General features: G+C 66.2%; 19 protein-coding genes. 9 read left to right on the top strand and 10 right to left on the bottom strand.

Annotated elements, in window-relative coordinates; all coding sequences use genetic code 11:
- Positions 1-139: 139 nt before the first annotated feature.
- The 3 genes from ASG64_RS10350 to ASG64_RS10340 are packed head-to-tail and all read right to left on the bottom strand — an operon-like array spanning position 140 to position 3,002.
- A complete protein-coding gene (locus ASG64_RS10350; RefSeq protein ID WP_056073351.1) occupies positions 140-766 on the bottom strand; it encodes a TetR/AcrR family transcriptional regulator in 627 nt (208 codons plus the stop codon).
- On the bottom strand, positions 763-2,325 hold the full coding sequence (locus ASG64_RS10345) for a class I adenylate-forming enzyme family protein (RefSeq protein WP_056073348.1): 1,563 nt from the start codon (positions 2,323-2,325) through the stop codon (positions 763-765). The genes ASG64_RS10350 and ASG64_RS10345 overlap by 4 nt, the downstream gene beginning before the upstream one ends.
- Positions 2,326-2,336: 11 nt before the next feature.
- Positions 2,337-3,002, bottom strand: a complete 666-nt coding sequence (locus ASG64_RS10340) for a nitroreductase family protein (protein ID WP_056073344.1) — start codon at positions 3,000-3,002, stop codon at positions 2,337-2,339.
- A gap of 174 nt (positions 3,003-3,176) precedes the next feature.
- Between ASG64_RS10340 and ASG64_RS10335 the strand changes: the two genes are divergently transcribed.
- Positions 3,177-5,078, top strand: a complete 1,902-nt coding sequence (locus ASG64_RS10335) for a flavin-containing monooxygenase (protein ID WP_056073341.1) — start codon at positions 3,177-3,179, stop codon at positions 5,076-5,078.
- Positions 5,079-5,084: 6 nt separating this feature from the next.
- On the opposite strand, the gene ASG64_RS10330 is transcribed toward ASG64_RS10335, so the two are convergent.
- Together ASG64_RS10330 and ASG64_RS10325 are read right to left on the bottom strand one after the other, a co-directional pair.
- The gene (locus ASG64_RS10330) at positions 5,085-5,837 is read right to left on the bottom strand and encodes an IclR family transcriptional regulator (RefSeq protein ID WP_235579567.1); all 753 of its coding nucleotides are present in this window, start codon (positions 5,835-5,837) and stop codon (positions 5,085-5,087) included.
- A gap of 5 nt (positions 5,838-5,842) precedes the next feature.
- Positions 5,843-7,333: an APC family permease gene (locus tag ASG64_RS10325; RefSeq protein WP_056073335.1), complete on the bottom strand. Its 1,491-nt coding sequence runs from the start codon at positions 7,331-7,333 to the stop codon at positions 5,843-5,845.
- Between the two features lie 326 nt (positions 7,334-7,659).
- Here ASG64_RS10325 and ASG64_RS10320 point away from each other — a divergent pair, with 326 nt between their 5' ends.
- From ASG64_RS10320 to ASG64_RS10285, 8 genes are read left to right on the top strand one after another with little or no spacing between them, the layout of a single operon-like run.
- The gene (locus tag ASG64_RS10320; protein WP_056073332.1) at positions 7,660-8,241 is read left to right on the top strand and encodes a MauE/DoxX family redox-associated membrane protein; all 582 of its coding nucleotides are present in this window, start codon (positions 7,660-7,662) and stop codon (positions 8,239-8,241) included.
- A gap of 18 nt (positions 8,242-8,259) precedes the next feature.
- Positions 8,260-8,874, top strand: a complete 615-nt coding sequence (locus ASG64_RS10315; RefSeq protein WP_056073331.1) for a redoxin domain-containing protein — start codon at positions 8,260-8,262, stop codon at positions 8,872-8,874.
- A gap of 35 nt (positions 8,875-8,909) precedes the next feature.
- On the top strand, positions 8,910-9,611 hold the full coding sequence (locus tag ASG64_RS10310) for a methylamine dehydrogenase light chain (RefSeq protein ID WP_042575613.1): 702 nt from the start codon (positions 8,910-8,912) through the stop codon (positions 9,609-9,611).
- Positions 9,608-10,918 (top strand): hypothetical protein, encoded by a 1,311-nt coding sequence (locus ASG64_RS10305; RefSeq protein WP_056073328.1) that lies wholly within the window; start codon positions 9,608-9,610, stop codon positions 10,916-10,918. The genes ASG64_RS10310 and ASG64_RS10305 overlap by 4 nt, the downstream gene beginning before the upstream one ends.
- The gene (locus ASG64_RS10300) at positions 10,915-12,504 is read left to right on the top strand and encodes a multicopper oxidase family protein (RefSeq protein WP_056073325.1); all 1,590 of its coding nucleotides are present in this window, start codon (positions 10,915-10,917) and stop codon (positions 12,502-12,504) included. Before ASG64_RS10305 ends, ASG64_RS10300 begins: the two co-directional genes overlap by 4 nt.
- A gap of 11 nt (positions 12,505-12,515) precedes the next feature.
- Positions 12,516-12,857, top strand: coding sequence for a cupredoxin domain-containing protein (locus ASG64_RS10295; protein ID WP_056074304.1), 342 nt, complete (start codon positions 12,516-12,518; stop codon positions 12,855-12,857).
- Positions 12,854-13,162 carry a biphenyl 2,3-dioxygenase gene (locus tag ASG64_RS10290; RefSeq protein WP_042575610.1) on the top strand — a complete coding sequence of 103 codons (309 nt, stop codon included), beginning with the start codon at positions 12,854-12,856 and terminating at the stop codon, positions 13,160-13,162. Before ASG64_RS10295 ends, ASG64_RS10290 begins: the two co-directional genes overlap by 4 nt.
- Before the next feature lie 24 nt (positions 13,163-13,186).
- On the top strand, positions 13,187-14,023 hold the full coding sequence (locus ASG64_RS10285; RefSeq protein WP_056073323.1) for a hypothetical protein: 837 nt from the start codon (positions 13,187-13,189) through the stop codon (positions 14,021-14,023).
- Positions 14,024-14,062: 39 nt separating this feature from the next.
- Here the strand turns inward: ASG64_RS10285 and ASG64_RS10280 are convergent, their stop codons facing one another.
- The 5 genes from ASG64_RS10280 to ASG64_RS10260 form a co-directional block, all read right to left on the bottom strand.
- The gene (locus ASG64_RS10280; RefSeq protein ID WP_162245519.1) at positions 14,063-14,488 is read right to left on the bottom strand and encodes a DUF4262 domain-containing protein; all 426 of its coding nucleotides are present in this window, start codon (positions 14,486-14,488) and stop codon (positions 14,063-14,065) included.
- A gap of 190 nt (positions 14,489-14,678) precedes the next feature.
- Complete coding sequence (locus ASG64_RS10275) at positions 14,679-15,440, bottom strand: HpcH/HpaI aldolase family protein (RefSeq protein ID WP_056073316.1); 762 nt, start codon at positions 15,438-15,440, stop codon at positions 14,679-14,681.
- Between the two features lie 9 nt (positions 15,441-15,449).
- Complete coding sequence (locus tag ASG64_RS10270) at positions 15,450-16,382, bottom strand: aldo/keto reductase (protein WP_268793334.1); 933 nt, start codon at positions 16,380-16,382, stop codon at positions 15,450-15,452.
- A 26-nt stretch (positions 16,383-16,408) separates the two neighbouring features.
- Positions 16,409-17,242, bottom strand: coding sequence for an ATP-binding cassette domain-containing protein (locus tag ASG64_RS10265; protein ID WP_042575662.1), 834 nt, complete (start codon positions 17,240-17,242; stop codon positions 16,409-16,411).
- The gene (locus tag ASG64_RS10260) at positions 17,239-18,066 is read right to left on the bottom strand and encodes an ABC transporter ATP-binding protein (RefSeq protein WP_051613142.1); all 828 of its coding nucleotides are present in this window, start codon (positions 18,064-18,066) and stop codon (positions 17,239-17,241) included. Before ASG64_RS10260 ends, ASG64_RS10265 begins: the two co-directional genes overlap by 4 nt.

Genomic DNA, 18,066 nt, shown 5'->3' with positions numbered 1-18,066 from the left:
ATTCTGTGCGAACAGCTAGCTCGACGTCGGAGAACCGAGCGTCGCCGGCAGGAAATATCCGTCTGCCTACTCACTGTTTACAGCAGCCCACCGACACGTTTCGGTGGGCTGGAACACCGTGCACCGAGGGCGTCGTGGGCTATGCGTGTGGAGTCCCCCCGAGTAGGCGTCCGACGGCCAGATCGACGTAGGCATCGGCGATGTCGTCGATGCTCATGTCACCGTCCTCGTGGTACCAGGCGCTGATGCCGTTGAGCATGTCCACCATCGCGAACGCGGCGAGGCGGGCGTCGGGCACGGTGAATTCGCCGGTCCGCATCCCTGCCACGATGACGTCGCGCACTCGACGCTGGTATCGGCGGCGATAGTCCTCGATCGTGGCTCGGTGTTCCGGGATCAGCGATGCCAGTTCGTGCAGGCCGACGATGTACTCGACGCGCCGCCGTGTGAGGTGCCGCAGATGGGCCCTGACCAGGCTCGACAGGCGTTCGGTCGGCGTGCCGGGGGCGTCGAGGAGCGGCAACGTGTCGTCTGTCGGCTCCTGAGTCACCGTGAGGCAGATGGCGAAGAGGATCTCTTCCTTCGACGTGAAGTGGTGATACAGGCTGGCGCCGCGGATGCCGACGGCGTCGGCGATGTCCCGCATGCCGACGTTGGCATATCCGTCACGAGCGAAGATCTGTGCGGCCGTGGATGCGATGTCGGTCTTGCGGCGACGGCTACGAATGGCCCGTGGTGCGTCGAGTCCGTCGTCGGGCGTGCTCACACAGGATCCTCGACGACGGCCATGGCGCGGAGCTCGCGCTTGAGGATCTTGCCCTGCGCATCGACCGGAAGTTCGCGGACTACGTGGACCGACTTCGGCGCCTTGTACGACGCCAGCTCGGTGCGGCAGAACTCGATGATGGCGTCGGGATCGGGCGTCGTCCCATCTGCCGCGATGACGAATGCAGTGACGGCTTCGGACCAGTAGGGATCCGGCATGCCGACAACAGCTGCCCGCGCTACCTGCGGATGGGCGTGGATGACGCGCTCCACCTCCTGGCTCGACACGTTCATACCCCCCGACTTGATCATGTCCTTCATACGATCGTAGAAGAAGAGGTTCCCCGCGGCGTCGACACGCACCATGTCGCCCGTGTGCACCCACCCGTCGCGGAAGACCTCAGCCGTCCTCGCCTCGTCCTTGAAGTAGCCGAGCATCACCGACGGTGTGCGGCAGACCAACTCGCCGATCTCGCATTCCTGTCCGTCCGGGTCGACGACCTTGACCTCGAGGTGCGTGACCGGCTTGCCGATCCAGGAGGCGTCGCCGTCGGGGATGTCGTCGAGAGTGCTGAACCATCCCACCGAGCCGAGTTGGGACAGTTCGGACTGCCCCCAATAGGTTCCCCAGATGGCCTCGGGCGCGGCAGACGCCCACGCGGAGATGGTGTTCGGCGACACCTGGCCGCCGTAGGTGAGGCACCGGCGGACCTGACCGACCGAGTCGGGACCGAACGTGGATTCGCGTGCGAGGGCGAAGTAGAACGTCGGGGTCTGCGCGATGACGGAGATCTTCTCGTCGGCAATGATCCGAAGCGACGTCGTGGGGTCGGCGGTCGCGGGAAGAACGAGTGTCGCGCCCATCAGCGTCAAGGTCGTCATGGATCCCAGGCCGGCAATGGTGTGGAACGGCATGACAAAGAGCCACGTGTCCTCCGGACCGGTCCTCAGTCCCCAACTCCATGCCGGAGCAGTCGAGATCAGGAAGTTGCGGTGAGGAATCATCACGCCCTTCGGCGCAGCTTCCGTCCCCGATGTGTAGATGACCATCGCGATGTCGTTCTCGTCCATCTCGACGACCGGCTCGCTGTCCGGCGTCTCGGCGGTCAGGCGTGCGTACTCTTCCCCGAACATGATCAGCGTCGTGCCCTCCGGCAGAACGCTTCTCACGATGTCTTCGAATTCGGCACCTGCTACCACGACCGTGGGTTCTGCGTGCTCGAGCTGGTGCCGCACCTCGGGCGCACGGTAGAGAACGTTGATTCCGGTGAAGGCGGCCCCGACCTTGAGCGAGCCGTAGTACGCGACGACGACGTCGATACTGTTGCGTGCCATGGACGCCACGCGCTGGCCCGGACCCACGCCCATGTCGAGGAGCAGGTTCGCGAACTGGTTGGCGCGGCTGTCCAGCTGACCGTAGGTGGTGACCTGTCGCGCTCCGTCGGCGTCGTAGCTGATGAAGGCCGTCTTGTCGGGCTGGGTCCGTGCGTGCCGTCGAAGTTGATCTCCGATGGTGGCGCGGCCGGTGAGTGAACGATGCTGCGGGGCGAGTCCGGGCACGAAAGTCCTTGTCAGATCGCCGGAGCGGTGGACAGAGTGTCGGTGAACATGGGCTGCGAGAAGGACTCCAGCGCGACGATTTCCTCCACGGGGCTGCGGGTCAGCTTGGTGGGGAACTTCTTCTCCGGGTAGCCGACGGCGATGTGAGCCGCGGTGATGTAGTCGTCTGGAATGGCGAGCATCTCGCGGATCGCGGGTTCCTCGTGGCACAGGAGTGTGGTCACGGCGGTAGCGACGCTCTGATCGCGCAGGCTCAGGCAGAGGTTCTGCACGGTGGGGTAGATGGACGCTCCGCCGACGACGGACAGTCGGCCGAGTTCGTGGTCGGTGGGGTGAAGTCCGTCGAGCGCTGCGCACACGACCACGATTGCGGGAACCTCCGCGAGATGGCGGGCGAAGTAGTCGGCATCCTGCACGGTCTTCGGGAGTGCGCCGACGGCGACGGTGCCGCCCGTGATGCCGGAGAAGTATGCGTCCCACATCGGCAGGTAGAGATCCTGGAGGGCCTGCTTACGGGCGGCGTCGCGGACGACGATCCAGCGCACCGGCTGGCGATTGCCGCCCTGGGGTCCGAAGCGGGCGTGGTCGAAGGCGCTGCGGAAGACCTCGTCCGGCACCGGGTCGCTCTTGTATCGCCGACACGTTCCTGTGGTGCGCATTGCCTCGACCAGTTCCATGAGAGTCCCTTCGCCTATCCACCGTTAGGTTATGTATCGCAGCATGCTGTGGCGCAGGACACATTGTCAAGACTTCTCGGGCAGATCGTCCGAGTCATCGGGACCTCTTGCCGACTGTTGCCTAACTGTGGTTAGTTCGAGGAAGGTCCCGGATGGACCGCCGAGGGAGGGCACGTGTCGACGTCCGAAACACCCGTCATCGACCGGTCGCGAGTAGGTCGCGCGGTCGAGTCCGCGAACATGCCCAGCCTTGTCGCGGTGCTCTTCCAACTGACGGGCGACCGGCGCTGGCTCGAGGCGCCGTACCGCCCGACGCGCAGCCGGGGTATGGACGACAACGACAGCGGCGGATTCGGCCCCGATATCGCGAACCAAATCCGTTCCGCGGCCGTCGACGCGATCGTCGCGTGGTCCGACGGCGCTCCGGTGGCAGTCCCCACACCGTCGGACGAGCAGTTGGTCGAGATGATCAGTGCGGCCGTCGGTGAACCCGTGCCTGCGGAGTTCGCCGAGATGATCGCCGAGGACATGGGGTTCGCCCGTCCGGAACCCCGTCATGCCGCCGCGACGCATCTGTCCGTCATCGTCATCGGCGCGGGTGTCTCCGGGATGTTGGCGGCGATCCGGCTGCGTGAGGCGGGGATCGAACACGTGGTGCTGGAGAAGAACTCCGATGTCGGGGGTGGATGGTTCGAGAACACCTATCCCGGTGCCGGTGTCGACACCCCGAGCCACCTGTACTCGTACTCGTTCGCGCCGAGTGCCTGGACGTCGCACTTCGGCAAGCGAGACGAAGTCTGGCAATATCTCAGAGATGTTGCCTCGCAGCACGATCTGAACGATCGGATCCGGTTCGATACCGAGGTGTCGACGGCGCAGTGGGATGCGGACCGGCGACATTGGAGAGTCGAGACGACGACCGGCGAGGTCCTCACCGCCTCGGTCGTCATCACGGCGACCGGCCAGCTGAACAAGCCGAAGGTGCCGCCCATCCCGGGGCTCGAGACGTTCGAGGGCCCGATCTTCCACACTGCTCAGTGGCCGGACGATCTCGACCTGACCGGCAAACGCGTTGCCATCGTCGGCAGCGGAGCCAGTGCGATGCAGGTACTTCCGGCGATTGCGCCGATCGTGGCGCACGCGACCGTCTTCCAGCGGTCGCCGCAGTGGGTCGCGTCGAGCGATGTCTACTTCGAGCCCATCGACGACGACGTCAACTTCCTGATGGACACCGTGCCGCTCTACCGGCTCTGGTACCGGGCGCGACTCGCGTGGAACTTCAACGACCGCGTCCATCCCTCACTGCAGGTCGATCCCGACTGGGAGCACCCGTCGGCGTCGGTCAACGCGGTCAACGATGCGCACCGCCGCGTCTTCACGCGGTACATCGAGAAGGAGCTCGCCGGCAGGCCGGACCTGATCGACAAGGCGCTGCCCGACTACCCACCCTTCGGCAAGCGGATGCTGTTGGACAACGGCTGGTACGCGGCCCTGACACGCGACAACGTCACGCTGGTCGCGGAGTCGGTGACTTCCATCGACTCCCGCCATGTCAGGGGACGCTTCGGCACCGCGGCCGAGGTCGACGTCGTCATCCTCGCGACCGGCTTCGAGACGCACAAGCTCCTCACCCCCATCGATGTCCGGGGCCGATCGGGACGGTCGATCCGCGAGGCCTGGGGGCCCGAGGACGCCCACGCCTACCTGGGGATCACGGTGCCCGACTACCCGAACCTGTTCATCACCTGCGGACCGGGAACCGTTCTGGGACACGGCGGCAGCTACATCACCATCGCCGAATGTCAGGTGCGCTACATCATCGACCTGTTGTCCACGATGACCGAGCAGAGCATCGACGTGGTCGAGGTGAAGCCCGACGTTGAGCAGGACTACGTCCGGCGGCACGACGACGCGCATTCCCGCATGATCTGGACCCACGAGGGGATGGACAACTGGTACCGCAACGACGCCGGCCGCGTGGTCTCCACGTTGCCCTGGAGGATCGTCGACTACTGGCAGATGACACGCGAAGCGGACCTCGACGACTACGTGGTCGAGCAGCGGGTGTCTTCCTGACCGAGGCTAGATCAACCCGTGGAGCTCGTCGGCTCCCGCACGCAGGAAGTCGACGAGATCCCGACTGTCCCGTGTGAATCTGCCCGACGCCCCCTGCAGACACAGAGCGCCGACGACATCGGAGTGCGCATCTCGCAGGGGCACCGCCAACGCTGCTCGTCCGATACGTGATTCGTCGCTCTCGACGGCGACGTCCGTGGCGAGAACTGTCGAGAGATCAGCGCGGAGGTCGACGTCGTCGATCAGGGTGTGCGAGGTGATGGCCCGCAACGGCTCCCGCGTCCGAGGGTAGTACGCCAACATCAGCTTTCCGACGGCGTGGGCATGAGGGTTCCGCATGATCGTGGAGGCGGACACTGCCTCGTGATCGGGGTCGGTGTCCACCATGCGCAGAGTTCCGCCGCGGAACGACGCGACGTAGAGGCCGTATCGGGTCTCGGCGCGCATGGCGCCCAGAACGTCCGCGACCGTCCGGGTCGGCGCAGAGGTGGTGGCAGCGTAGGCAAGTTCCGAGGTACGCCTCCCGAGCGCGAAGCCCGACAGGTCCGGGACGCGCACCAGAAAGCCGTCGGCAACCAGGAAGTTCAACATGCGATACGCGGTTGCCGGTGGGACATGCGTGTGTGCCGCAATCTGTTTGGCGGTCGCACCGGGCCCCAGGTATGCCACGGCCTCGAGCATCGCGAGGGCCTTCTGTACGGCCTTGGGTTGTTGACCGCCGAAGCCCGTGCGCTCCTGTGCGTCGTTGCGTTGCGTCACCACCGCTACCGCCCGTGACGAGGAGCGCTCAGGACGGGCCTGCCGTCCGCGTCGACGGCCAGCTCTGCGGACCCCGGTAAGAGATCGGCAGTTTCGATACTGTCGAACACCCCGATGGACCTGATGCTGGCCGGTCGCCACCGCTCCAGGATCGCGTACCACGCCGTTCCCGAGCCGCCGAGGATCACGAACCACGCCACGTAGAACCAGGTATCGAGGGACTGGACCACGACGAACAGAAGAAGGCTGGTTCCGGCGCCGGCCGCGAACGCGCCGCACAGCCGGGTCCACGTCGTGTGTTCGCCGATCCGCGCCAGGAAGTTGACCGCGGCGAACGCGACCATCGTGTATCCCAGGATGAGCGCGACCTCGACCACCACGTCGTAACTGCTCGCCACCTCGTCGGGGTCGTGGAACAGGGCGCCGATCATCGACGCGCCGACGAACACCACGACCGCCGCATAGGGCGTCTTCCATCGAGCGTGAACGTGTCGGAAGACGCCCGGAACGATGCGTTCGACACTCATCGAGTAGACGAGTCGTGAACCGGCCTGGGCAAATCCGAGCGTGGAGGCAATCCATGACGAGCACACACCGACATTCACGGCGACGACCAGCAGCGAGCCCACGCCCGAATCGACGCCGCCGAAATACGCGTTCAGCAGAGTGCCCGCATGACCTGTCATCCCCGCCCATCCCGCGAAGACGTACAGCACTCCCACCAGAATCGGAGACAGGAGGACCGCGCGGGACACCGAGCGCAGCGGAGTACGTGCTTCCGGACCGAAGAATGCCGCGCTCTCGAAGCCTGCGAGGCTGAGGACCGTCTGCATCGCAAGGAACAAGGCGAATCCGACGGGCGCCGACCACTGCGTCGACACGTCGACGGCGACAGGCGCACGGAACAGCAACACGACGATCACTGCGAGAGTGCACAACTCGATGACGAGGATCGTCCGTGTGGCGAATCGGACGCCCCGAACGGCGATGAGCGCCACGACGACGGCGATCGCTGCGCACGCCGCGAGTGTGTAGTCGCCGCCGAGGCCGACACCCGTCACGTCGGCCACGCGCATCAGGTTGTCGCCGGCATTGGACAACACGGAGATCGACACACCCAGATATCCGACCAGCAGGGCCGCGGCCGTCGTCAACGTCGCACGCCGTCCGAGTCCGTGCGCGACGAAGCTGTAGAGCGACCCGGACGCGGCGAGTCGCACAGTGAACTGGCGGATGCACAGGGCGACGAGGGCCATGACCAGCGTGGCGCCGATGATCGCGAGCAGTCCACCGACTCCGGCGCCGACCGTCGACATCCACAACGCGATGAACACCATGCACGTGGCGGGCGCCATCGTGGACAGCGACTGACCCAACAAGTCGATCGGAGTCAGTCGGCGCCGTCCGAGTGCACTCAACGGCGAGTACACAGGAGTGGCCGAGTGATCCGCTGCGGCGGCCTGATCGAGCGCGGCCCGAAGCGAGCTGGTGTTCATCGATCAGTCCTTCGGGTCGTCGGGCATCAGGAAAACGCACTGTACGACTCGACCGTTTCCTTCATGTTTCCGTGATGACAGCGGTGGGTGTGCCAAGTGGGAATCGGTCGTCAAAGTCGCGGATCGCGGCCGCTCGCCAGGTGACGTCGTCCACACGACCGCCTGTGGCGGAGCCCTGACCTGGCCTTAGGTGACAATTCGGGGTCCACGTCGAGCGGCGCAGCACGTAACGCACACGCAGCGATTTCGACGCATCCGCCTTTCATGCTGTTTCTCAGCCGGACCGATCGACGGGACGGCGTCGACACGGACGAGAGGGGGCAGCGATGCTCTGGGCCGCGCTGTCGAGCATCGTCGGCGGGATTCTTCTCGTCGCCGGAGTTCCGAAACTGAAGGACGACGGCAGGACGGTACGCGCTGTCAAGGGCTACCGACTGCTTCCCGACGCGGCCGCGACCGTCGTCGGCAGGACATTGCCCGCAGCCGAGGTGGCAGTGGGGTGCGCGCTGGTTCTCGGAATCGCACCGTTCCTGAGTGGTCTCGCCGCCGCAGCGTTGTTCGCGGCGTTCTTCGTGGGACTGGCAGTCAACTTGGCGCGTGGTCGCCGGGACCTCGACTGCGGGTGCTTCGCCTTCGCCGCCGGCGGCGACGAAATCCCGCACATCGGGTGGTGGCACGCCGCGCGGGCCGCCGGGTTCGCTCTCGCCGCGGCAGTGGTGACGGTGACGCCCCAGCTCGGTGTCGTCGACCGAGTCGCCGGTGCAGCCGTCGGACTCTTCGTCGTGGGCATGGTGTGCGTCGCCCTGTACGCCCGGTCGGTCATGTCCTTCGGTCGTCGCCCTATCGACGACTACCTCACCAACGCGGCGATCGAGTTCCGCGCCACCTCGTCCGTCAGCCGTTACTGATTTCCGAAAGGCTCTTCGATGACCGTCTTCCTCGTCACCATGGTTCTCGTCCTGACCGTTGCCGTTGCCGTCCTGCTGTTGATGATTCTGGGTCTCGCTCGGGAGATCGGCCGCGTCCAGGTGCGGCTCGGTCCACTGGGGGCTCGCATGATGGACACGGGGCCCAAGATCGAACAGGTCGGGCCGACCTTCCACGGTCTCACCGACCATGTCGGTCGGACGGTCAGCGTCGGCGGACACAGAGACCGTCCGCAGCTGCTCCTCTTCACGGCGCCTGGATGCTCGACGTGCAAATCCCTTCTCCCGGGCATGAAGTCGATGGCCAAGGGCGAAGGTGACCTGGACATCGTGATGATCTCGGACGGCACCCCCGCGGAGCACGCCGAGTTCCTCGCCGGCGCAGGCATCGGCTCGGAGATGAGCTACGTCGACGGCCGCGACGTCGGCATCGCGTACCAGGTGGGCACCACACCTTTCGGAGTGATGCTCGACCAGCACGGGAAGATCAAAGCCAAGGGCCTCTGCAACCACATGGCCCAGGTCGAAAGTCTGCTCAACGCACTCGAATCCGACACCCCGTCGCTCCAGCACCTCCATACCCGCGCCGCCGCGAACCGCGCGGGCGTCGCCTGACCATTTCCCACCCCCACTTCTCGAGCGGAGAGCACATGGACCAACACTCGCACCCACACGATCCGCAGTCCGCGGCCGGCACCGAGCAGCGCTTCCCTGTCGACGAGAACACCGTCGCCGAGCAGGCGGAGTGGATGGCAGGACGAGGCGGAAGTTTCGCCAGCAGGTCCGGCCGCAGACTGTCCGAACGCGTGTCGCGCCGATCGATGATCTCGAGGATCGGCCGCTGGACGCTGGGAGCCTCCGGAGTCGCCGTCGTGAGCTCGCTCCCGGTCTCGCGTGCCTATGCCCAGGAAACTCCCGCGGCGCCCACCCCGGAACCGCAGGTACCCGAGTACACCGGATCGAATCCGGCCGAATGCGACTACTGGCGGTGGTGCAGCATGGACGGAACGTCCTGTGCTGCATGTGAAGGCGGTGGACTCACCACCTGCGCCCCGGGGTCGAAGCCCGGTGCGGAGTTCTGGGTGGGCTGCTGTACCAACCCGGCCGACGGCAAGACCTACCTGATCGCCTACTACGACTGCTGCGGTGCACCGAGCTGCTCCAACGCTTTCTGCGGCGAACCGGACATGCAGGCGACGATGTACAACCCGGTCAGCGGCAGCTACGACCAGGAGATCATCTGGTGCGTATCCGACGAATCCCAGGCGTACACGTGCACCATGGCCCCGATCGTCGGCGCCGACTGCCAGGCACGTCCGGCAGCGCGGCCCAAGGTGGGTGCGGGCTCGTGAGGCGACCACGTTCTGCGCTGCTCGTCGCAGCGCCCCTGGCCGCACTGCTCGCCGTGACGTCGTGCAGTTCCTCGAGCGACGACACCGAGGATGCCGCGTCGTCGACCGACGTGACCTATCCCAGCGTCGATTTCACGGCGCCGGGCGACGGTATCGGGCTCGGAACCGAGGACCAGGAGATCACCGGCGAGATTCCCGAACCGCTGCACGTCGGGGAGATCACGCCGATCGGCGCCGACCAGATTCTGGGTATCGAGGGCGGCTTCGGCAAACTCGAGATGACGGTCAACGCCATCGACCCGGCATCCGGAGACATCACCACCCGTGTCACTGTCGGTCCCGGCATCTGGGACCCCGTGGTTCACGGGTTCGTCGGCGAGACGCCCAGCGACCCTGCCGTTCTCGCGGCCGAGGTCTGGCGCCCGCGTGGATCCCGCGGCGCTGCGGATTTCGTCGTCAGTACGTACTCGGGCAACCTGCTCGAACCGAAGGAAGCCGTCCTTCCCGATGTAGCCCGAGTGCACTCGCGCGAAGGCTCGAACGCCGTGACCTCGGACGGCAAGTACTTCGTCAGCTGGGACGACGGCCTCTACGGAATCAGGGTGGTCGACCTGGAAGCGGGTACGGAAAGCGGTGCTCTTCGCATCGTGGGGTGTGGCCCGTTCACATGGATGGTCGGTCACGACCTCTACAGCGTGTGCGAAGACACCCGAGAGTTGCTGCACATCAACATCGGTGACGACGGAGTGCCCACCGAGGTGGGCCGCGAGAAGGTCCTGCCCGACGACTTCGTCAGCGCCCGCAAGACGACGTTCGCTGCCGACGCGTCGAAGGCTCTGCTCGTGAGCGAGAACGGTGACGTCTTCGTGTTCGACTTCTCCGACGGCCTTCCGACCGCACCCGTCACTCCCGTCGGCAACGCCGGTGATCCGTCGGGCCGGTTCTCCGAGAATGTCATCAACGCCGACGGGACTCGTCTCGCCGTCACCTACACCGACAGCATCGTTCACCCGGACTCCGCACGTGGCGGTTCGGTGGCCAAGGTGGTGGTGTTCGACGCCGCGAACCTCGCACCCGTTCGGTCGTACTCGTTGGCCGACATCGGGATCGAGAGCTTCACCTCCATGGCGTACAGCGTGGACGGTCGTACCTTCTACGTGCTGGGCGACGGCGCGGAAGTCGACGGTGAAGCTCCGCAGAAGTTGGTGGGCTTCGATGCCACCAGCGGCGAGCAGGTCTCGTCCGTCGACCTCGACGGCAACGTGAACGCGGTGACGACGTTGATCACTCCCGAGGTGATCGAATGACTCGACCGGCACCCCGGTCGATGCTCGATCGCCGACGGTTCCTGTCCTTGGCGGCAGCCGGCGTAGGCCTGGCAGGAATCGGCGCACTCGGTGTGGCCGGATGCAGTTCCGATTCCGGATCTGCATCCGGCTCCGGCGAGAAGCTCGACTACATCTCGCCCACGGACCCGGAAGTTGCTGCGGCCGAGGCAGCGCGGACGTCGACGGGTCGGACCGCCTCGTTCGCACTCGCCGCGGGTCTCTCGACCGTCGACCTCGGCGGCCGACTGGTGAACACGTGGACCTACGGCGCCGGTGCCGTTGCACCGGAACTGCGGCTGAGCGCGGGAGACACTCTGACCGCGTCGATCAACAACGGTGTTCCCGCCGACACCAGCATCCATTGGCACGGCATCCGCGTCCGCAACGACATGGACGGTGTACCACCGGTGACGCAGGCCGCCATCGCGTCGGGAACTTCGTTCGACTATTCCTTCGTCGCTCCTGATCCCGGAACCTACTGGTATCACTCGCACTCGGGCCTGCAGGCCGATCGCGGTCTGTTCGGTGCTCTGGTCGTCGAAGATCCGAACGATGCGTCGGGTGCCGACGCGGATGCCGTTCTCGTGCTGGACGACTGGGTCGACGGGATGGGAACGACACCCGACGCCGTGATGGCTGCTCTCAACCCTGCTCTCAGCGGCGGACATGCCGGCCACGGCGGAGGCGCAGCCATGCCGGCTCCCATCGGTGCCGACGACGCGGCGGTGGCGACGTCGCTCACCTCGGGCGGACACGGCGACTCCGCCGTCCTCGGCGGTATGACCCAGCACATCGCCTACCCGATGCACCTCGTCAACGGCCGACCTCCGAACGATCCGGCGGTGATCGAGGCTGCGCCGGGATCCCGGTTGCGACTGCGCATCATCAACGCAGGTGCCGAGACGCCGTATCGATTCGCCGTCGCCGGTCACCGGCTGACAGTGGTGGCAGTGGACGGTTACGACGTGGTGCCCACCGAGACGGACGCCATTCTGATCGGCATGGCGCAGCGCTATGACGTCACGGTGACCGTTGCCTCCGGTGCGTGGCCCGTCGTCGCCGCGGTCGAAGGTCGGCCGGGGTACGCGTCGACAGTGCTGCGGAGCACCGACGCGGCGCCTCTCGCGAACCCCGATGTGGGGGGCACTATCCCCGAGTTGTCGCGGCAACTGGTCCTCGAGAGTGACCTCCGCCCGGCCGAGAGCGTCGTTCTGTCCTCGAAGCCGGTGGACCGCGACTACCGGGTCGATCTGCTGCAGGCGGGCGACCGCTACGTGTGGGCGATGGCCGGAGCCGACGCGGGCAAGCTCGTCATGAAGCAGGGCGAGCGCGTGCGCATCACGATGACCAACACCTCCACCATGTGGCACCCGATGCACACGCACGGACACACCTTCGCGATACCCGACTACGGCGGCCTGCGCCGGGACACGGTCAACGTCCTCCCCGGCACCTCCCTGGCGATCGAGTTCGACGCGGACAACCCGGGGGAGTGGATGTTTCATTGCCACAACGCCTATCACTTCGAAGCGGGAATGACCGCGAACATGATGTACATCAGATGAGAGGCACAGTCATGAAGAAATTTCTGGTACTTCTCGCGACCCTGTCGGCACTTCTCGGGCTCACCGCCTGCAGCAGTGAGGAGGAGGGGAGTGCGGCGCCGGCTGCGACGGTCACGGTGGAGAACATGAGCTACAACCCCGCGTCGGTCACCATCAAGAAGGGTGAGACGGTGCAGTGGGTATTCGCAGACAACGGATTGCCGCACGACGTCGTGGAAGACAGTAGCGGCCTGTTCACGAGCGAGCTCCTGACCGAGGGCGACTACTCCTACACCTTCGACGAGGCCGGGACCTTCGACTACCACTGCACACCGCACCCGATGATGCTCGGAACAGTGATCGTCGAAGAGTGAGAACCGTTGTCGCTGTTGCCGTTCTGCTCCTGGCCGTGGGCTGCACGTCGGAGCCCGATGTCGACGCGACAGTGCTGATCAGCAACATCAGGTTCGAACCGCGGGAGGTGCACATCCCGGTGGGCGGCACCGTCGAGTGGACGTTCGACGACGGGGGTCTGCTGCACGAGGTCCATGCCGACGGCGTGTTCGACAGTGGTGTCAACGGCGACAGCACCTTCCGGTTCACCTTCGAGGAGGCCGGGGACGTCGAGTACCACTGCTCCATCCATCCCTACATGTCAGGAACCATCCACGTCGGCTGACGTGACCGAAGAACTGGAGGCATCATGACCACCATCATCGACCACACTGCGCTGCAACAGGACATGCCGCAGATGCGTCCGACACTGACCGGATCCGTCGGGGTCCGCACACGCGCCGGCCTGACTGCGGCGTTGGCAGCCGTGGGCGCAGGCGCGGCACTCGTGGCGGCACCCAGTCCCTCGGTGGGTCTGGCCGGAGTGGTGATCGGCGCAGGCGCCGTCACCGCTCTGGCCGCCAACTGGTCGACGTGCGGCATGTCCGTCGCCGGCGTCGTCGTGGCCCCCAAACAGCCCGGCCGCGCGGGGTCGTCGACTCCGATGCGACGGTTGGGGTGGCATGCGCTGGGATCGGTGGCCACGGGTTCGGTGACCGGTGTCGCGGTCGGCGTACTCGGACATCTCGCATTCGGTTCAGTGCCGGTGGGCCTCCTTCTCAGCGTATGGGCGACGCTTGCACTGCTGTACGGACTGCATGAGCTCGGCGTCCTCCGTATGCCGACTCCGATGCGTCGACAGCAACTTCCGCGCCACCTCCGTCGGAGCATGGAACCGTGGAAGGTGTCGCTGCTGTTCGGCGCGATCATCGGCCCCGGCTTCCTGATCTACATCAGGTCCAGTGCCTACTACCTGATGGCGCTGGGAGTTGCCGCGGTCGGCTCGCCGATCCTGGGCGCCGCGGTCTTCGTCGCAGTCTCCCTCGGTCGGTGCATGCCCAGTGCGCTCGCGATCCTGCACACCCGACGCGGTGGATCGATGCCCGGCTTCCTGTCGTTGATGTGCCTCGTCGACCGTCGGGTCCAGGCGCTCACAGGAGCGGTCCTGGTGGGACTCGCTGTCTACGCGGGCATCGCAGCCCTGTGATCGGTCGGTGCGGCCGACGGGAATCGTCGGCCGCACCGATCAGACCCACCCCACGCCCATGAGCGGCTGCTGGTGTTCGCAGATCGAGTACTGGGGCTCCCACGGGAAGTGGCCATCCAGATCCGGCCACACCAGTTGTAATGCAGTGAAATTCGTATACAGGGCGTCGGTGACCACCATGTCCGACGTGGTGACGACCTGGATGACGACGATGTCGGGCTCCTCACCCGACGCACTGTGGATCACGATCCCCGACGTCAACCCGAACCCCGCCACCATCTGCGACGCCATGTCGTTGAGCAGACTGCCCGAGAGGTGCAGCGGAAGTCCGTAGACGATCAGCTCCGGCAGTGAGCGTTCCGTGAGCCCCGTCGTATAGGCGAAGTCGGGGTGCTCGTGTCCCGAGCCCGCGACCGCCGTCACCGCCCACCCATGGCGAGCGATTTTCTTCTTGATGTCTGGCACAGAAATGCACCCGTTGCACATAAATTCCCCCCGGAAGTCGATGCGGAGGGAGAAGGTAGCGCGGTGGTCCGACAGGCCCTTCTGCGATTCGAGGGTCGCAGTGTCAGCGGTGGGGTTTCTGCTCCTCTCGGCACCGGAATGCGCGGGATCCCGCGCATCATCAGCTCGAGAGGAGCAGAAGCGCCGACTACTACCCCCGCGCTGCCTTCAGGTGCCCCTCGGACACGGCCTTGAGGTGGGTGAGGTCCGAGGCCACGGTCGCGAAGGTGTAGCCCTGCGCCAGACGCCGCGCCGCGACCTCGCCGGAGGGGGTGTGGATGCCGGCCGCGATACCTGCAGCGGCGGCAGCTTCCTGCACTCGCACCACAGCAGCGTCGAACACGTCGTCCACGGAGCTGTCCGAGGGGGAGGCGCCACCGACGGCGATGCGCAAGTCCGACGGTCCGACGTACACGCCGTCGAGTCCGGGCACGGCGCAGATGGCCTCGACGTTCTCGAGGCCGTCGGGGGTCTCGATCATCGCGAGCACGACGACACCGTCGTTCGCGTCGGCGGGCAGCGGCCCGACGCGTAGCTGCGAGCGCATCGGGCCGTACGAGCGCACGCCGGCGGGTGGGTAGCGCACATAGGAGACGGCACGGGCGGCATCCTCGGCGGTGTCGATCAGCGGCACGATGACGCCGCGCGCACCGGCGTCGAGTGCTTTGCCGATGTAGGTCTGGTCGTTGGACTCGACCCGCACGAGTCCGGCCGGGCCCTGCGCCGCGTCGATGGCGGTGAGTCCGCGCAGCATCCCGTCGTAACCGATGAGGCCGTGCTGCAGATCGAGGCAGATGTAGTCCCACCCGACGTGGGCGAGCCACTCGGTGGAGACGGGGGAGTCGATGACGGACCAGTAGCCCAGTGCCCGTTCACGGGAACGGATGCGACGGGCGAAATCGGCGGCAGACATGAAGGGTTCCTATCGGTTGTAGGCAGGCATCGGACCGCGCAGTGCCGCACCGACCTCGTCGCACGCGGCGACGACGTCGTCGGACAACGGACCGCGGCCCAGTGCGTCGATGTTGGCCTGCAGGTGGCTGGTCTTGGAGCCGCCCAACAGGATCGGTCCGGTGAGGGGCTTCGATCGCAGCCAGCGCAGGGCGAGCTCGGTGAGCGGCATGCCGACGTCCGACGCCACCGCGGACAGGCGCGTGATCGCGTCGAAGATCTGGGTGTTCCAGTACCGCTCGCGGTACATCTCGGCCAGGCGCGAATCGCCGAATCGTCCCTCGCCGGGAGCTTCGTCGAACGAGTGCTTGCCGGTGAGGAGGCCGCCGCCCAACGGGTTGTAGACCATCGTGGTGATGCCGCTGACGGCGGCGAACTCGGCGTACTCCTCCTCGACGCGGCGGGCCAGCAGGTTGTAGAGCTGCTGCGCGACGACGGGTCGCGGTGCACCCACCTCGTCGCACACGCGATTCACTTCGGCGATCTGCCAGGCGGCGAAATTCGAGACGCCGAGCGCTCCCACCTTGCCCTCGGCCACGAGCTTCGCGACGGTCCCGAGGGTGTCCTCGAGCGACGACGCGCGGTCGGGCTGGTGCAGGTAGAAGAGGTCGACGTGGTCGGTTCCGAGCCGGCGCAGGCTGGCCTCGAGTCCGAGCCGCAGCCCCTCGGGTGACAGGGGCGAGTGGCCGTCGGCGTCGCCGAGGAACATGCCGCCCTTGGTGGCGAGGGTGACCTCGTCGCGTCGACCGGCGAGCAACTGCGCGAGTATGCGTTCGGACTCTCCGCCCGCGTACCCGTTGGCGGTGTCGATGTGGGTGATGCCGGCGTCGAGTGCGGTGTCGAGCAGAGCGCGCGACCCTTGGAGGTCGACGGTGTCGCCGAAAGTCATGGTGCCTAGCACCATCGGACCGAAAGGCAGGGGGCCGAACATCATGCGGGTACTCCAGAGGTAGGTGCCGGTCGACCCGACAGAACGTAGCGCGGCTTGACGCCCTCCATCGTGGAGGGGTCGAGTGCCGCGGCGCGCAGTGCCGCCGTGTACGGGTGCTGCGGGTTGGTCAGAACGTCTGTGGTGGCGCCGCTCTCGACCACGCCGCCCTTGCGCATGACGACGACATTGTCGCTGATCTCCCGCACCACGCCGAGGTTGTGCGAGATGAAGACGTACGTGATGCCGGTGTCGTGCTGGATGGTGCGCAGCAGGTCGAGCACCTGCGCCTGCACCGACACGTCGAGCGCACTGGTGGCCTCGTCGCACACCAGGATCTCGGGTTCGGACGCCAGGGCGCGCGCGATGCCGATGCGTTGACGCTGACCTCCCGAGAACTCGCCGGGACGGCGGTGCAGGGACGACGCCGGCAGCTGTACCTGGTCGATGAGTTCGGCGGCACGTCGAGCCCGGTCCGCCTTGGAGCGAACACCTTTGAGGCGCAGCGGCTCACCGACGATGTCGACGGCCGTGAGGTGGGGATCCAGCGAGCCGTACGGGTCCTGGAAGACCATCTGCACGCGAGAGCGGAAGGGCTTGAGGGCTCGCTCCTTCATCCCGGCGATGTCGACACCGTCGACGAGGATGCGTCCCGACGTCGGTGTCAGGAGCCGGACGATGGCTTTGGCGATGGTTGATTTGCCGCAGCCGGACTCGCCGACGATGGCAAGGGTTTGGCCTTTGTCGACGCTGAAGCTGACACCGTCGACGGCGCGGAAGGTGCCGGTGGCGACGGGATACTCGACGACCAGGTCGTCGACGGTCAACAGGCTCATGCCGGGACTCCTTGATCGGCGGGTGCGCCCGACCAGGTGCCCAGCTGGGGAACCGCGTCGAGAAGCTTCTTGGTGTAGGCGTTCTGGGGATTGCGGACCATCGACTGGGCGTCGCCGCTCTCGACGAAGCGGCCCGACTTCATGACGTGGATCCGGTCGGACATCAGCCGGGCAACACCCAGGTCGTGGGTGATGAGCAGCATGCCGATCCCGGTGCGCTCCTGCAGTTCGAGCATGAGATCCAGGATGCTGGCCTGAACGGTGACGTCGAGTGCGCTGGTGGGCTCGTCGGCGACGATGAGGTCGGGATCGGCAGCCAGGGCGCATGCGATGAGGACACGCTGCAACATGCCGCCCGACAACTGGTGTGGGTACCTGTTCAGCTGGTCCGCCGGGTTGACGATGTGGACTTGATCGAGCAACTCGACGGCGCGGGTGGTCTGCGCGGACTTGCCGCGAACACCGCTGTGGTGGATGGCCTCTCGCAGCTGCGATCCCACCGTGTGGACGGGGGAGAGGGCGGTCATCGGGTCCTGGGGAATGAGGGCGATGTCCGCGCCCCGGATCTTCCGCAGCGCCTTGTCGTCACCGAGGATGTCGGTGCCCTTCCAGCGTGCGCGGCCGGAGAGAACGGCCAGATCGTCGGGTAGCAGCCCGAGTATCCCCATCGCGGTGGTCGACTTGCCGGAGCCGGATTCGCCGATGATGCAGACGGTCTCACCCGGCGCGATGTCGAAGGAGACCCCGTCGACGGCGCGGACGATGCCGTTGTCGGTGACCAGCTCGATCTGCAGTTCGTCGACGGTGAGCAGTGACTCGGTCAT

The sequence above is a fragment of the Rhodococcus sp. Leaf247 genome, from assembly GCF_001426185.1.
GTDB lineage: Bacteria > Actinomycetota > Actinomycetes > Mycobacteriales > Mycobacteriaceae > Rhodococcoides.
This window is presented reverse-complemented; position numbering and strand designations above follow the sequence as displayed.

What these genes read in the sequence shown, in the direction of transcription:
- ASG64_RS10340 (WP_056073344.1), bottom strand. Translation starts at nt 3,002, where the DNA reads ATGGAACTGGTCGAGGCAATGCGCACCACAGGAACGTGTCGGCGATAC.
- ASG64_RS10325 (WP_056073335.1), bottom strand. Translation starts at nt 7,333, where the DNA reads ATGAACACCAGCTCGCTTCGGGCCGCGCTCGATCAGGCCGCCGCAGCG.
- ASG64_RS10320 (WP_056073332.1), top strand. Translation starts at nt 7,660, where the DNA reads ATGCTCTGGGCCGCGCTGTCGAGCATCGTCGGCGGGATTCTTCTCGTC.
- ASG64_RS10315 (WP_056073331.1), top strand. Translation starts at nt 8,260, where the DNA reads ATGACCGTCTTCCTCGTCACCATGGTTCTCGTCCTGACCGTTGCCGTT.
- ASG64_RS10310 (WP_042575613.1), top strand. Translation starts at nt 8,910, where the DNA reads ATGGACCAACACTCGCACCCACACGATCCGCAGTCCGCGGCCGGCACC.
- ASG64_RS10300 (WP_056073325.1), top strand. Translation starts at nt 10,915, where the DNA reads ATGACTCGACCGGCACCCCGGTCGATGCTCGATCGCCGACGGTTCCTG.
- ASG64_RS10295 (WP_056074304.1), top strand. Translation starts at nt 12,516, where the DNA reads ATGAAGAAATTTCTGGTACTTCTCGCGACCCTGTCGGCACTTCTCGGG.
- ASG64_RS10285 (WP_056073323.1), top strand. Translation starts at nt 13,187, where the DNA reads ATGACCACCATCATCGACCACACTGCGCTGCAACAGGACATGCCGCAG.
- ASG64_RS10275 (WP_056073316.1), bottom strand. Translation starts at nt 15,440, where the DNA reads ATGTCTGCCGCCGATTTCGCCCGTCGCATCCGTTCCCGTGAACGGGCA.
- ASG64_RS10270 (WP_268793334.1), bottom strand. Translation starts at nt 16,382, where the DNA reads ATGGTGCTAGGCACCATGACTTTCGGCGACACCGTCGACCTCCAAGGG.
- ASG64_RS10265 (WP_042575662.1), bottom strand. Translation starts at nt 17,242, where the DNA reads ATGAGCCTGTTGACCGTCGACGACCTGGTCGTCGAGTATCCCGTCGCC.
- ASG64_RS10260 (WP_051613142.1), bottom strand. Translation starts at nt 18,066, where the DNA reads ATGACCGAGTCACTGCTCACCGTCGACGAACTGCAGATCGAGCTGGTC.